Genomic DNA, 13,892 nt, shown 5'->3' on the forward strand with positions numbered 1-13,892 from the left:
CGCCGCCGGAGCGGCGGCGCCGCCCGCTGCCGCGACCACCGCAGGAGCGGCAGCCGCCGCGGCGGAGCCAGCGGGGTCGCGCACGGCGCGAGCGGCGAAGCAGGCGAAGAACTCCTCGGCGAGCTTCTTGGCGGTGGAATCGATCAGGCGGGAACCGAGCTGGGCCAGCTTGCCGCCGACCTTGGCGTCGGCCGAATAGCTGAGCACGGTCGCATCGCCGTCCTCTGCGAGGCGGACGTCCGCCCCACCCTTGGCGAAGCCGGCGACCCCTCCCTTCCCCTCGCCCGAGATCGTGTAGCTCTCGGGGGGATTGATGTTGGTGAGCGAAACGGTGCCGGTGAAGGTGGCCTTCACGGGACCGATCTTGGTGGTGACCCTCGCCGCAAAGCCGTCACCCTCCGCATCGAGGCTCTCGCAGCCGGGGATGCACGCGCGCAGCACGGCGGGATCGTTCAGCATCGCCCAGACGTGCTCCCGGGGGGCGGCAATCCGGTATTCGCCCTTGAGCTCCATCAACTGGCCTCCCTTGCATCCGATGTTTGCACCGGCCGCGCCCGGCCGACAATGGCCTAGCACGATTTATGCGCCGTCGAAGCGGTTCCGGTTGGCTGGCCGGGCGCAAGACGCTATTGCTGCGCACCATGACAAGCGCACCCGCCCCGACCCCCGGCTCCGACCCGCTCCTCAAGACTCTCGTCGAAGCCGCGCTGGCTGGCGGACGCGAGGTGCTTGCCGTCTACGCAACCGAGTTCGACGTCGAGCTCAAGGGCGACAAGTCGCCGGTCTCGGAGGCGGACCGGCGCGCCGAGGCGGTGATCGAGCCGCTGCTGCGGGCCGCCTTTCCCGATATTCCCGTGGTGGCGGAAGAGGCCGTGTCGGAAGGGCGCGTGCCGGCGATCGGACGCCGCTTCTTCCTGGTGGACCCGCTCGACGGCACCAAGGAGTTCATCAAGCGGAACGGCGAATTCACCGTCAATATCGGCCTGATCGAGGGCGGCCGCCCCGTCGCGGGCGTGGTGCTCGCCCCTGCGCTCGGCAGGATCTACGCCGGGGCGGGCGATTCGGCCTGGACCGCGAAGGTCGATGCCGGCTCGACCCGGGTCGAGGACGCCGAACCGCTCCGTGCACGCGAGGTCGACGGCGCCCCGGTCGCGGTGGCGAGCCGTTCGCACTCCACGCCGGAGACCGAGGCAGCGCTCGACAAGGTCGGCGCCGCCGAGCGGCGCTCGATCGGCTCCTCCCTGAAATTCTGCCTGGTGGCGGAGAGCGCCGCCGATTTCTACCCGCGGTTCGGCCCGACGATGGAATGGGATACGGCGGCCGGCGACGCCGTCCTGCGGGCCGCGGGCGGCGCCGTCGTGACCCTTGACGGCAGGCCGCTCGGCTACGGCAAGCTGAAGGTCGCCGGCATGCGCGACTTCGAGAACCCCTTCTTCATCGCGACGGGCGATGCCGCCCTTCTCGATCGCCTGGAGCTGAGCCCGGCAGAATGAGCGACGGCCCGTCAGGCCCGCTGCTCCTGACGACCAACGGGTTCGAGACCTACCGCCTGCTCGATTCCGGCCACGGCCGGAAGCTCGAGCGGTTCGGGGACACGGTGCTGGTGCGGCCCGAGGAGCAGGCGATCTGGACGCCACGGCTTCCGGAGCGCGAATGGGAAGCCGCCGACGCGGCGTTCACGGGCGACACCGACGAGGAAGGCGCCGGCCGGTGGCGGCGGAAGCCCGGCCGGCCGGAGAACTGGACCTGCCGGCACGGCCCCCTCACCTTCTGCTGCAAGCTCACCTCATTCCGCCATGTGGGCGTGTTCCCCGAGCAGGAGGCACACTGGCGCTACATGACGGAGCGCCTGACGAACCGGGTGCATCCGAAGGTCCTCAACCTCTTCGCCTATACCGGCCTCGCATCGCTCGTCGCCGCCGAGGCCGGCGCGCGCGTGACCCATGTCGACGCCTCCCGCAAGGCGATCGCCTGGGCGCGCGAGAACCAGAGCCTTTCCGGGCTGGAGGACCGCCCGATCCGCTGGCTGACGGAGGACGCCCCGAAATTCGCGGCCCGCGAGGTCCGGCGCGGCAACCGCTACGAGTGCATCCTGCTCGATCCGCCGAAATACGGGCGCGGGCCGAACGGCGAAATCTGGGACATCTTCCGCGACCTTCCCGATCTCCTCCGCCTCTGCCGCGACCTGCTGGAACCGCAGCACGGGACCCTGATCCTCACCGCCTACGCGATCCGCGCCTCGTTTCTCTCGCTCGAAATGATGGTGCGCGAGATCTTCGGCGGGCCGACGGAGGCGGGCGAACTGGTGCTCGAAGAGGCAGGCGGCCGGCTGCTTTCGACCTCGCTCTTCGTGCGCCGGAGCGGCCCGTGACCGCCGGCGGCAGGCCCGGCGTCTTCCGGAAGGTGACGAGCCTCGCCAATCCGCTCGTCAAGGATATCCGCGCGCTGCATCTGAAGAAGTACCGCGACGAGACGGGCCTCTTCCTCGCCGAGGGGCGCAAGCTCGTGCGCGATGCGCTGGACGGCGGCTGGCCCGTGCACACGCTCGTCTTCCAGGCGGAGCAGGCGAACGACCCGGCGGTCGGCCAGCTCGCCGCCGAGGTGAAGGCTGCCGGCGGCACGGTGCTGGAGGTGAGCGAGGCCGTGCTCGGCAAGATCGCCCGGCGCGACAACCCGCAGACCGTGATCGGCGTCTTCCGCCAGAGCTTCGCGCCGAGCGAGCGGATCGGTGCCGGCGGTCTCTGGGTCGCGCTCGACCGCGTGCGCGATCCCGGCAATCTCGGGACCATCGTGCGGACCGCGGACGCGGCGGGCGTCGCCGGCGTCGCGCTGGTCGGGCAATGCTGCGACCCGTTCGCGCTCGAGACCGTGCGCGCGACCATGGGTTCGATCTTCCACGTTCCGCTCGCGCGCGCTTCCGAGGAGGCGCTCGTGGCGCATGCGAGCCGGAGCGGCCACAGGCTCATCGGCACGCATCTCTCCGCCACCGAGGACTACCGCGGGGCCGACTATTCGCCCCCGGCGATCCTGGTGATGGGAAACGAGCAGCAGGGCCTCTCCGACAGCCTCGCCCGGGCCTGCGATCTCCTCGTCCGGATCCCGATGCGCGGCAAAGCGGATTCGCTCAACCTCGCCGTCTCGACCGGGCTCATGATCTACGAGGCGCTCCGCGCCACGCTCTGAGGCGCGCCTCAAGCCGGCGGCACCGGCATCCCGGCCCTCCTTAACCGCGAAACGATCCGCGCCTCTTCCCGTTACCGGCAGTGCCAGGCCACAGGACGAGGACCATGAGCTACGCACGCTTCGCCGCCATGATCGCCACCTCGACGGTCGTGATGTTCGGGCTGATGTATCTCAACACCTACGCGCTCGAGCACGTCTTCTACAGCCAGACCCGCACCTGGATGGCGGTGGTCATGGGCGCCGCCATGGCGATCGTGATGCTCGGCTTCATGTGGGCGATGTACAAGAACAAGGCGGCCAATCTCGCGATCCTCGCCGGCAGCGCGATCGTCTTCGCCGCGGCGCTCTGGCTGGTGCGCAGCCAGCAGACGGTCGGCGACGTCTCCTACATGAAGGCGATGATCCCGCATCATTCCATCGCCATCATGACGAGCGAGCGCGCCCATATCCGCGATCCGCGGGTGCGGCAGCTGGCGGACCGGATCATCGAGGCGCAGGTGCGCGAGATCGGCGACATGAAGGCGCTGATCGCGGAGCTGGAACGCAACCCGCCGCCGGACGACGCGCCCGACCTTCTCTCCTACCGCAAGCGCGGCGATCCTCCGCCGCCGCCCGAATAGGCGCCTGCGCCGGACCGGGACATCGGAGCGGCCGCCGCGACGGAGGCGGGGGCGGAGCCGGCGTCCCCGGCGAGGACTATACACTCCGCCGGCCGCGCGATACATGACCGGCCGAGCGGCGCCGCCGGCGCCGGAGGAGTTGCGCCCATGACCGTACCCGACTCGTCCAGAAGGCTCGTCACCGTGTTCGGCGGCTCGGGCTTTCTCGGCCGCTATGTGGTACGGGCGCTCGCGCAGCGCGGCTACCGGATCCTGGTGGCGGTCAGGCGGCCCGACCTCGCCGGCCACCTGCAGCCCTACGGCACGGTCGGCCAGATCAAGGCGATCCAGGCCAACCTCCGCTACCGCTGGTCGGTCGACCGCGCGGTGGAGGGCGCGGACGCCGTCGTCAACCTCGTCGGCATCCTCGCGCCGCAGGGGCGGCAATCCTTCGAGGCGGTGCAGGCCTTCGGTCCGCGCGCGATCGCCGAAGCGGCGCGCGGCGCCGGGATCACCCGGCTCGTGCATGTCTCGGCGATCGGCGCCGACGCCCAGTCCGCGATCGGCTATCTCCGCTCCAAGGGGCTCGGCGAGCGCGGCGTGCTGGAGACGGTGCCGGAGGCTGTGGTCATGCGGCCCTCCACGCTCTTCGGCCCGGGCGACGGCTTCTTCCGGCGCTTCGCCGCGATGTCCCGCCTCAGCCCGGTCCTGCCGCTCTTCGGCAGCGGCCAGACGCGCTTCCAGCCGGTCTTCGCCGGCGATGTCGGCGAGGCCGTCGCGCGCGGGGTGGACGGGCTCGCGCGGCCGGGCACGATCTACGAGCTCGGCGGCCCCGAGATCATGACGTTCCGCGAGATCCTGGAGCGGGTGCTCGCCGAGACCGGCCGGCGCCGCGCGCTGCTGCCGCTGCCCTTCTGGCTGGCGCGGACGATGGGCCGCGTCCTGGAGCTGCTGCCGGGCGCGCCGCTGACGGCCGACCAGGTCCGCATGCTCGAACGCGACAACGTGGTGTCGGAGGCGGCGGCGGCCGAGGGCAGGACGCTCGCCGGGCTCGGCATCGCGCCGACCGCGGCCGAAATCATCCTGCCCACCTATCTCTCGGCCTATCGCGAATACGGCCAGTTCACGCAGATCCGCCCCGGGGCTCAGCCGTAGAGCCAGAGCGCGAGGAGGCCGAGCGTGCCGACCACGATGCGCCAGACCGCGAAGGGCGCGAAGCCGTGGCGGGAGACGAAATCGAGGAGGCTGCGCACGACGACGAGCGCGGCGAGGAAGGCGGCGAGGAAGCCGAGCGCGATGACGCCGGCATCGTCGAGGGAGATGACATCGCGATTCTTGTAGAGATCGTAGGCGAAGGCGCCGGCCATGGTCGGCATCGCCAGGAAGAAGGAGAACTCGGCGGCCGACCGCTTGTCGCAGCCCATCAGCAGCGCGCCCGCGATGGTCGCGCCCGAGCGCGACACGCCGGGGATCATGGCGAGCGTCTGGAACAGCCCGATCCGGAAGGCGAGGCCGGGCGGATAGAGCATGGCGTCGCGGTGGACCGGCGCGGTGTCGAGGCGGTCGAGAAGCGCCAGGAGGACACCGCCCACGATCAGGGTTATGCAGATGAGCAACGGAGTCTCGAAGAGGACGTTCTTGATGAATCCGTGCGCGAGCACGCCGACGAAGGCCGCAGGCAGGAAGGCGACGAGGATCGAGAGCACGAAGCGGCGGGCGACCGGGTCGTCCGGCAGCGCGAGCGCCACCCGCCAGAGCTTGGCGAAATAGACCGACAGGATCGCGAGGATCGCCCCGAGCTGGATCAGCACCTCGAAGGAGCGGCCCGCGGTCCGGAACCCGAGAAAGTGCGTCGCAAGGAGGAGATGCCCGGTCGAGGAGACCGGGATGAACTCCGTGAGCCCCTCCAGAAAACCCAAGAAGATGGCTTCCAACAGCTTGAGCGTATCCATAGAGAGGTCGCTTTCCCCGAATCGGCGGTTCCGGTCGGGGCTCTTATCGCCGCGGAATGGAGGAATTGCCAACGCCCTCCCCCGCGCTTCGGACTGAGACGGTCGCGCGGATGATCACGCTTATCCACTATCCGCTTTCGGTGCCCTCCCGCTTGGTGCGGCTCGTGCTCGCCGAGTGCGAGATCGTGCCGCAGCTCCAGGAGGAGGCCGCCTGGGAGCGACGCCCGGAATTCCTCATCGTCAACCCGGCCGGCACGCTGCCGGTGCTCGTGGAGGACGACGCGCCGCCCGTCTGCGGGATCTGGGCGGTCTCGGAATATCTCGACGAGACCCGCGGCTTCGCCCTCGGCGACCGCAGGCTGCTGCCGTCGAGCGCCGCCCAGCGCGCCGAGGTGCGCCGGCTGACGGAGTGGTTCTCGATGCGCTTCGACGACGAGGTGACCGGCTATCTCGTCGAGGAGAAGGTGACGAAGCGCGAGCGCGCCCGGCGCGGCGGCAACGGCTCGCCGGATTCCTCCGCGCTGCGCGCCGCCCGGTCCAACATTCGGACGCATCTCGCCTATATTGAGCACCTGCTCGGCGCGCGGAACTGGCTCGCCGGCGAGCGGATGAGCTATGCCGATCTCGCGGCGGCCGCCGCGCTCTCGGTCGCGGACTATCTCGGCGAGGTGCCATGGTCGGAAGCCGAAGAGGCAAAGAACTGGTATATGCGGATGAAGTCGAGGCCCGGCTTCCGGCCGCTGCTCGCCGACCAGATCCGCACCGTCCGCCCGCCCGAGCACTACGCCCTGCTCGACTTCTAGAGCCGGCGGCGCTGCGGGCGCTCCTCGAGCGCCTGGCGGCGGAGGAAGGCTTCGCAATCATCGGGATCGTCCGGCCCGACGCAGCGCCGGAGGCGGCCGCGCGGCTCGCCCAAGCGCTCGCCGAAGGCCATCACGGCACGATGGACTGGCTGGCGGAGACGGCGGACCGGCGCGGATCGCCGGCCGCGCTGTGGCCCGAGGTGCGCTCGGTCGTCATGCTCGGGATGAATTACGGCCCCGACGGCGACCCGCTCGCCCCGCTCGCCGACCCGGAGGCGGGCACGATCAGCGTCTATGCCCGGAACCGCGACTATCATGACGTGGTGAAGGGCGCGATGAAGCGGCTCGGCACCACGTTTGCGGCGCGCGCCGGGGCGGAGATCAAGGTCTTCGTCGACACCGCGCCGGTGATGGAAAAGCCCCTCGCCGCGGCTGCCGGCCTGGGCTGGCAGGGCAAGCACACGAACCTCGTAAGCCGCCGGTTCGGCTCCTGGCTCTTCCTCGGCGCCCTCTTCACGACGGCCGAACTGCCGGCCGATGCGCCGGAGCGCGACCATTGCGGCTCGTGCCGCGCCTGCCTCGACGCCTGCCCGACCGACGCCTTCCCGGCACCCTACCGGCTCGACGCCCGACGCTGCATCTCGTACCTGACGATCGAACACAAGGGACCGATCCCCCGCGCGCTCCGCCCGAAGATGGGCAACCGCATCTACGGATGCGACGACTGCCTCGCCGTCTGCCCCTGGAACAAGTTCGCCGCCGCGGCCGCGCAGATGAAGCTGAAGGCGCGCCCCGAACTGGAGGCTCCCCGGCTTTCCGAGCTGGTACGCCTCGACGATGCCGGTTTCCGGCAGCTCTTCTCCGGATCGCCGGTGAAGCGGATCGGGCGCGAAAGGTTCATTCGGAACGTTCTGATCGCGATCGGAAATTCGCCATCTTGTGCATTGAAGCATGATGTCGTCCACTGCCTCGATGACGAGAGCCCGCTCGTCCGGGGCGCAGCCATATGGGCGCTCGCACGGCTCGATCCAGGCGAGGCGCGCGGGCTGGCGTGCGAACGAAGGGCGGCGGAGGCGGATGCGTCGGTGCGCGAGGAATGGGACGCGGTGGCATGATTCCGGGAAGGACCCTCGGGCGAGCGAACGCGCTCGGCGCGGCCGCGCTCGGGGCGCTCGCCGTCGGAGCCTTCGCGCTCGGCGGCCTGGCGATCGGCCGTCTGGCCGTCGGCGGGCTGAAGGTCGGTCGGGCACGCTTCGAGAGGCTTTCCGTCGGAACGCTGGAGATCGAGCGGCTGCGTCTCGGGCGGCATGCCCGCCGCCATCCGACGAGCCGTCGCCGATGACGGGATTGCTCGTCTTTGGGATGGGCTATTCCGCCAGCGCCGCCGTCACGCGGTTGCGGACCGGCGTCGACCGCGTGCTCGCCACCACGCGCGGCGCGGAGAAGGCTTTGCGGCTCGAATCCGACGGCATCGAGGCGGTCGTCTTCGACGGCGCGCATCCGGCGCCGGACGTGGCGGACAGACTGAAGGGGCTCGAGCACGTCCTCGTCTCGATCGCTCCCGACCAGGACGGCGACCCGGTGCTGCGCGCATTCGGGCGGGAAATCGCGCGCGCGCGCCCTTGCTCAATCGTTTATCTATCGACGGTCGGCGTCTATGGCGACCATGGCGGCGCATGGGTGGACGAGGCGACCCCCTGCCGGCCGGTCTCGCAAAGGTCCGGGCGGCGACGTGCCGCCGAGGCGGACTGGCAGCGGTTCGGCCGCGAGGAGGGAATTCCGGTCGCCATTCTCCGGCTTGCCGGCATCTACGGTCCCGGACGGGGTCCGTTCGAGAAGATCCGGGCCGGCACCGCCCGGCGGATCGTGAAGCCCGGCCAGGTCTTCAACCGCATCCATGTCGACGACATCGCCGCGATCGTGGAAGCGGCCTTCGCACGGCGCGCCGACGGCATCTTCAACGGCAGCGACGACGAGCCCGCCCCGCCGCAGGACGTCCTCGCCCATGCAGCAGCGCTTCTCGGCACGCCGCCACCGCCGGAGGTCGCCTATGCCGATGCCGAGATGACGCCGATGGCCCGGTCCTTCTACGCGGAGAACAAACGCGTGCGCAGCGCGCGCGTGAGGCCGGAACTCGGGGTGGAGCTCGCCCACCCGACCTATCGCGAGGGGCTCGCCGCCACGCTGGCCCGAGAGGCACTTCCGTGAGGAAGAATTTCGCATGCGGTCATGACCAAACGTTGTGCTTCAAAAGCTATTCTGTTTTGTGCCAAACCATATTGCCGGTCGAGCCAGCCGACACCATGGATAGAATATCTTCCGTTTGCGGTATGCGCACCGCTACCATTCCGCGAATTCAGCGCCCGAGGCGCAATCAGCGGCGCGGCGGCGCGCGGAGGTCTTGCCAATCGAGGCGTTTTCTTTTGATATGACGCGCTTATTCGCACCACCTTGTGGTACGGACGAAATTCCGATCTTTGACCGTGGGGGCGGTCAGATCACACGGGAGAGGCCGTTGGACGGAGGGAGACAGGCAGGGCATCGGTCCGCGTGCACGGCGGATCCCGGCGACCTTGCGTTAAGCATGTCAGCATTGTCCAAACGGCGCGGCTCCGAGCGTGCTCGCGATGCCGTTCCAATTCGCCTAAAAGCTGCGCGATCCCTACGCATATGCATCCGTTGTTGTCAGGAGGCTTGATGGTGCAGGCCGAGATTGGAGCGACTCGTTCGCCCGCCCCCATCGATGTTCACGTCGGAAACCAGGTCCGGCTGCGCCGGAAGCAGCTGGGAATCACGCAAGAGGCTCTGGGCGAAGCAATCGGTGTGACGTTCCAGCAGGTCCAGAAGTACGAGCGGGGCGTGAATCGCATCGGAGCGAGCCGCCTGCAGCAGATCGCCGCGGCTCTCGACGTACCGATCTCGCACTTCTTCCCGAAGAGCGATGCCGCCACCGATGCCGCCGGCCGCGACAAGGATCTCGCCCTTCGCGCCGCTGCGGAACTGACGGATGCCCTTGCGCAGGTGCTCCGCCGCGCCCAGGGCGAGGTGCGCTCCGATACCCAGCCGGTCATCAGCGCCGTTCTGCGCGCCGCCCGCACGATCGCCGAGATCGACGGAAAGCCAAGCAGCGAAGCGCTTATCGAATCGGCCGAGCGGTCGCTCGGGAAGGACCGGCGCGAGCCGGCCTAGCCCGGTTCCGCGGCGCCCAGTTCCGCGGCCGGCCCGTCGAGCCGGCCGGCGAGCTCGGACACCGCCAGGGCCAGGTACCTTGCCACGCTCGGCATGCCGAGCTCTTCGGCGCGCCGATGCAGATCAGCGACGGCGTAGACCAGCGAGATCAGATCGGCCGAATATTTCCGGTCCGGCGCATCGCGGTAATCCGCGAGCGAAACCGGCCCCATTGCAATGAGCTCTGCCTTCCCCATAGCCGCTCCATTGACGCTTCCACGTCGACTGCCCCCCAGTCGATGCCACCCGGCGAGGCCGCGGCCTTGCGCAAGGCGGCTCACGAGTGGACACCAGACCCGGGCCTGCTGTCACGTGGCCAAATTCCCCATTGACTGAACCACGATCTCGCGGTTCTGAAGCGCCACGGCGACAGCCTGGCTCGTCGTCGTCACGTCGAGCTTTCGGCGGACCGCCTCGAGATGCTTGGCGACGGTTCTCTCCGAGATCCTGAGGATCACCGAGGTTTCCCAAGCGGTCTTCCCGTCCGCCGCCCAGCGCAGGACCTCCTGCTCCCGTTCCGTCAGCCGGCCGATCCGACCATGCTCGCCGACCAGCTGCATCGCCGCACCATAGGCGTAGAGCGCCATCAGATGCAGCGCAGCCCGCTCGCGCGTGCCGAACTCGCATTTGTGCCTCGAACTGAACGACAAGGCCGCCTGCCGCCCGCGCGCCGAACACATCGGCACGACGAAACCATCCGCCAGGCCGAATTCCCGCGCCTCGCCCGAGATGCGCCGGAACTCCGGACGGGCAGCGAGGTCGGGCGGGGTCTCCTTCCAGAGGAAGGGCCGCTTGGTCCGGACCGCCCATTGCCCGACGGCATCATGCGAGAAGTAGTTGCGCCGGCCATAGCGGCGGAACCAGGCCGACGGCCAGTTCTGCTCGAGAACGACGCCTTCGAGCCCCTCTTCGGGCACCGGCAGCCGGGTCAGAATCAGGTGGTCGATGCCGAGCGCCCGCACGCAGTCGGCGAGATCGTCGAAAAGCGCCTGCATGGAGCGGTGCAGACCGCACCGCTCGACGAAGCCGAACGAAAGCTCAGCAGGGTTCACAATGGCCTCCCCACCTCGACCGGCCAGAGCATTCCTGCCGCCAGTTGAGCCGTTCGTCGCGATCTTGCCAAGATCGACCGCGCCGCGCGGCCGCCATTCCGATCGGCCGGAAAGGGGCATCGGCGGGGGAACCAAAGGGCGGCTCGGCAGTTTCGGCGCCACGAAGGAAAGAACAACAAGATGGCCTGCCGAGACGTCCTCCACCCCTTTGTGCCCGTCGACACCACCCCGCCCGAGCTCCACGAAACCGTCCGCAAAGCCATTGCGCGCGCGATCGAGACCGGGGAGCTCCTGCAGGTGTCCCGCGAAGCGAGGCGCATCTCCGCGGCCCTTCCCGGCGTGCCGCTGACGCGGCTCGTCCACCTCCTGCTCGAGGCGGCGGTCAGCGCCCGCATCGATTTCGAGATCGCACCCGCAAGTTGAAGCCGGCCCGGCCTGTCATGTCCCCACCCGCAGCGGCGCCGCCAGCTTCCTGAGGCAGGCGATGACGGAAAGCGCCGTGATCCGGCCGGTCTTCGGATTCTCGCTCGGGACGTTCTCGATCGACATCGAGAAGCGCGCCGAATCGGCATCCACCTCGATCGTGTGGCAGTTCCGCTCAAGCGCGGGATCGGCCCAGATCTCGAGCTCGGTCCGGTCCGGCCCGATGCCCGCGAGCGACAGCGCCACCGCCACGTTGAGATTGGCGGGAAAGCCGGTGGCGGCCTGCCGCGCCGTTCCCTTGAAGACCATCAAGGGCTCCGTGATTTCCTCCACCCTTATGCCGTGCTCGAGGAGATAGGGCGCGCCGGCAAGCCCGCGCACGGGCTTGCGCGTGACCATGCGCACCGAACGGATGGTGCCCTCGGCGGCGGCGGCGACTGCATCGAGCCCGACGAGCGCGCCGGTCGGCACCACGATCCGGCCGCCAGCAGCGCGCGCGAGCTCGACGAGGTCCCCGTTCGACAGGATCGCGCCCGCGCTGAGCGCCACGACCATCTTGCCGGCGCGCAGGACCGGCTCGGCGATTGCGCGGAAGAGCGCGGCGGGGGCGCACTCGACGACTACGTCGGCGACGGGCTCCAACTCGGAGATCGCCAAGACGGGAACCGGACGGCCGAGATGGGCGAATCGTTCCGGGGCCGTCTCGCGGCTGCGCACCGAGACCGCCGCGAGCTCGCAGCCGGGGATGCCGGCGTCGAGCGCCTCGACGATCTTCATTCCGGCACCGCCGGCACCGACGACCGCCACCCGCAGGGCGCTGCCCGGGCGAGCTCCCGATCCGTTCAAAGTCTCACCATGCGATATCCTTTCCCGCCCGCCGATCCGCACCGGCGGAGGATAGCGGCTCGCCGCCCCGCCGCAAGGACGGGCAAGCACGCTTCCCGAGCGCTGCCCGCCCCCTGGCCGCCCCCCCGGCCGCACGCAGGCCGCCCCTGGCGGCGCTTAACCGGATGTTACGGTCCGAGGCCTAGAAATTACCCCGGTGATCCAGCGCCTTAGCGAACCAGGCCTCCAGGATGTCGAGCGGAATCAGGATGTTCATGAGCGTGCGCAGCAACCGCCGGGCGGTGATCGACGCGATCGTCATCTTCGGCATGGCGATGGCGGTCCGGGTCGTCACGCTCAACCTCGACCTCTTCGAGCGCTTCCACACATACAGCCGGCAGCACGAGGACTGGCAGCTCGACGAGCTGGCGGTCACCGTCGCGATCATGAGCGTCGCCCTCCTCGCCTTCGGCCTGCGCCGGCTCTCCGACCAGCGTTCCGAGCTCGGCCTCCGGCAGGCCGCCGAGGAGCGCGCCCAGAAGCTCGCGCTGCACGACCCGCTGACGGGCCTCGCCAACCGGCGCAAGTTCGAGAGCGAGCTCGTCCGGCTGATGCAGAAGGACGGCGAGCATGCCGTCTTCATGCTCGACCTCAACGGCTTCAAGGCCGTGAACGACCTCTACGGCCACGCCGTCGGCGACGACATCCTCGTCGCGATGGCGAAGCGGCTGTCGAACGCCGTCAAGGCGGACACGGTGGTGGCGCGGCTCGGCGGCGACGAATTCGCCGTCCTGGTGCCCGAGCTTTCGGGGGAAGCGGGCGCGGCCCGGATCGCCGAGCGCCTGAAGCGCGCCTTCGAGGAGCCGGTCCGGGCGGACAATATCGAGCACTATCTCGGCGGCGGCATCGGAATTGCGCTCGTGCCGCGGGACGGGCGGACCGCGGGCGAGGTGCTTCGCCGCGCCGATGTCGCGCTCTACCGCGCCAAGGAGGAGAACAAGGCCTCCTACCGGTTCTACGACGAGGGGCTCGACGCCTTCATGGCCGAGCGCGCGCGGCTCGAGCGGGACCTGCGGAAGGCGCTCGCGGAGGGCCGCATCGAGCCGCACTACCAGCCGGTGGTCGACCTCAACACGGGCGAGATCACGCGGTTCGAGGCGCTCGCCCGCTGGCAGCACCCCGAGCTCGGCGACATTCCCCCGGCCCGCTTCATCCCGGTCGCGGAGCATCGCGGGCTGATCGTGGACCTCACCGAGCAGATCCTGCGGCGGGCCTGCACCGACGCGCTCGCCTGGCCGGCGCAGGTCCGGCTGTCGTTCAACCTTTCGCCGGTGCTGCTGCGCGACCAGGCGGTCGGGCTCCGGCTCATCAAGATCCTGGCGGAGACCGGGCTGCCGCCGAACCGCCTGGAGGCGGAGATCACGGAGCGGGCGCTGATCGGCGACCTCACCGCCGCCAAGAGCTTCCTGGCGGCGCTGCGCGGGGCGGGCGTGCGGATCTCGCTCGACGATTTCGGCACGGGCTACACGACGCTGTCGCACCTGCAGACCTTCCCGTTCGACGAGATCAAGATCGACCGCGCCTTCGTCCAGTCGATGGCGACGAACAAGGACAGCGCGGCGATCGTGCAGGCGATACTGAGCCTCGGCCGCGGCCTGGGCCTCACCGTCACGGCCGAGGGGATCGAGGAGCCGCAGCAGCGCAGCGCGCTTCTCGCAGAGGGCTGCTCGCTCGGGCAGGGCTTCCTGTTCGGCGCGGCGGTGGCAGCCGACGAGGCGGCCGCGCTCGTCGGCGCCGCGGCGCCCGCCGCCGCGAGCGCCTAGCCGG

16 protein-coding genes are annotated in these 13,892 nt (G+C 69.8%); 11 read left to right on the forward strand and 5 right to left on the reverse strand.

Annotation, left to right across the window (positions count from 1 at the left end; all coding sequences use genetic code 11):
- A partial coding sequence (locus E4O86_RS19445) for an SRPBCC family protein (RefSeq protein ID WP_161142215.1) occupies positions 1 to 513 on the reverse strand: 513 nt, incomplete at its 3' end.
- Positions 514 to 641: 128 nt separating this feature from the next.
- Between E4O86_RS19445 and cysQ the strand changes: the two genes are divergently transcribed.
- The 5 genes from cysQ (at position 642) to E4O86_RS19470 (ending at position 4,937) form a co-directional block, all read left to right on the forward strand.
- Positions 642 to 1,493 carry a 3'(2'),5'-bisphosphate nucleotidase CysQ gene (cysQ, locus tag E4O86_RS19450; protein WP_161142216.1) on the forward strand — a complete coding sequence of 284 codons (852 nt, stop codon included), beginning with the start codon at positions 642 to 644 and terminating at the stop codon, positions 1,491 to 1,493.
- Positions 1,490 to 2,371 (forward strand): class I SAM-dependent methyltransferase, encoded by an 882-nt coding sequence (locus tag E4O86_RS19455; RefSeq protein WP_161142217.1) that lies wholly within the window; start codon positions 1,490 to 1,492, stop codon positions 2,369 to 2,371. The genes cysQ and E4O86_RS19455 overlap by 4 nt, the downstream gene beginning before the upstream one ends.
- The gene (locus E4O86_RS19460) at positions 2,368 to 3,183 is read left to right on the forward strand and encodes a TrmH family RNA methyltransferase (protein ID WP_161142218.1); all 816 of its coding nucleotides are present in this window, start codon (positions 2,368 to 2,370) and stop codon (positions 3,181 to 3,183) included. Before E4O86_RS19455 ends, E4O86_RS19460 begins: the two co-directional genes overlap by 4 nt.
- Before the next feature lie 104 nt (positions 3,184 to 3,287).
- Positions 3,288 to 3,803: a DUF305 domain-containing protein gene (locus E4O86_RS19465; protein WP_161142219.1), complete on the forward strand. Its 516-nt coding sequence runs from the start codon at positions 3,288 to 3,290 to the stop codon at positions 3,801 to 3,803.
- A gap of 147 nt (positions 3,804 to 3,950) precedes the next feature.
- The gene (locus E4O86_RS19470; RefSeq protein WP_161142220.1) at positions 3,951 to 4,937 is read left to right on the forward strand and encodes a complex I NDUFA9 subunit family protein; all 987 of its coding nucleotides are present in this window, start codon (positions 3,951 to 3,953) and stop codon (positions 4,935 to 4,937) included.
- On the opposite strand, the gene E4O86_RS19475 is transcribed toward E4O86_RS19470, so the two are convergent.
- Positions 4,928 to 5,734: an undecaprenyl-diphosphate phosphatase gene (locus tag E4O86_RS19475; protein WP_161142221.1), complete on the reverse strand. Its 807-nt coding sequence runs from the start codon at positions 5,732 to 5,734 to the stop codon at positions 4,928 to 4,930. The two genes, E4O86_RS19470 and E4O86_RS19475, sit on opposite strands and share 10 nt — an antisense overlap.
- A 110-nt stretch (positions 5,735 to 5,844) precedes the next feature.
- Here E4O86_RS19475 and E4O86_RS19480 point away from each other — a divergent pair, with 110 nt between their 5' ends.
- From E4O86_RS19480 to E4O86_RS19500, 5 genes are all read left to right on the forward strand, one after another.
- Positions 5,845 to 6,537, forward strand: coding sequence for a glutathione S-transferase family protein (locus E4O86_RS19480; RefSeq protein ID WP_205520983.1), 693 nt, complete (start codon positions 5,845 to 5,847; stop codon positions 6,535 to 6,537).
- A gap of 11 nt (positions 6,538 to 6,548) precedes the next feature.
- Positions 6,549 to 7,652 (forward strand): tRNA epoxyqueuosine(34) reductase QueG, encoded by a 1,104-nt coding sequence (gene queG / locus E4O86_RS19485; RefSeq protein WP_205520987.1) that lies wholly within the window; start codon positions 6,549 to 6,551, stop codon positions 7,650 to 7,652.
- Positions 7,649 to 7,879: a hypothetical protein gene (locus E4O86_RS19490; protein WP_161142223.1), complete on the forward strand. Its 231-nt coding sequence runs from the start codon at positions 7,649 to 7,651 to the stop codon at positions 7,877 to 7,879. Before queG ends, E4O86_RS19490 begins: the two co-directional genes overlap by 4 nt.
- Entirely contained in the window at positions 7,876 to 8,745 is an 870-nt protein-coding gene (locus E4O86_RS19495) for an SDR family oxidoreductase (protein WP_161142224.1), read from the forward strand. Before E4O86_RS19490 ends, E4O86_RS19495 begins: the two co-directional genes overlap by 4 nt.
- Positions 8,746 to 9,234: 489 nt before the next feature.
- Entirely contained in the window at positions 9,235 to 9,726 is a 492-nt protein-coding gene (locus E4O86_RS19500) for a helix-turn-helix domain-containing protein (protein WP_161142225.1), read from the forward strand.
- Here the strand turns inward: E4O86_RS19500 and E4O86_RS19505 are convergent.
- The 3 genes from E4O86_RS19505 to E4O86_RS19520 all read right to left on the reverse strand — a co-directional run bounded on the left by E4O86_RS19505 (position 9,723) and on the right by E4O86_RS19520 (position 12,086).
- Positions 9,723 to 9,962, reverse strand: a complete 240-nt coding sequence (locus E4O86_RS19505; protein ID WP_205520984.1) for a hypothetical protein — start codon at positions 9,960 to 9,962, stop codon at positions 9,723 to 9,725. The two genes, E4O86_RS19500 and E4O86_RS19505, sit on opposite strands and share 4 nt — an antisense overlap.
- Positions 9,963 to 10,073: 111 nt before the next feature.
- Entirely contained in the window at positions 10,074 to 11,180 is a 1,107-nt protein-coding gene (locus E4O86_RS23970; protein ID WP_205520985.1) for an autoinducer binding domain-containing protein, read from the reverse strand.
- A 75-nt stretch (positions 11,181 to 11,255) separates the two neighbouring features.
- Positions 11,256 to 12,086: an aspartate dehydrogenase gene (locus E4O86_RS19520; RefSeq protein WP_281351641.1), complete on the reverse strand. Its 831-nt coding sequence runs from the start codon at positions 12,084 to 12,086 to the stop codon at positions 11,256 to 11,258.
- Positions 12,087 to 12,340: 254 nt separating this feature from the next.
- On the opposite strand from E4O86_RS19520, the gene E4O86_RS19525 reads away from it, so the two are divergent.
- Positions 12,341 to 13,888, forward strand: a complete 1,548-nt coding sequence (locus E4O86_RS19525) for a putative bifunctional diguanylate cyclase/phosphodiesterase (protein WP_161142230.1) — start codon at positions 12,341 to 12,343, stop codon at positions 13,886 to 13,888.
- Positions 13,889 to 13,892 lie beyond the last annotated feature (4 nt).

The sequence above is a fragment of the Propylenella binzhouense genome (assembly GCF_009866965.1).
Classification (GTDB): Bacteria; Pseudomonadota; Alphaproteobacteria; order Rhizobiales; family Afifellaceae; genus Propylenella; species Propylenella binzhouense.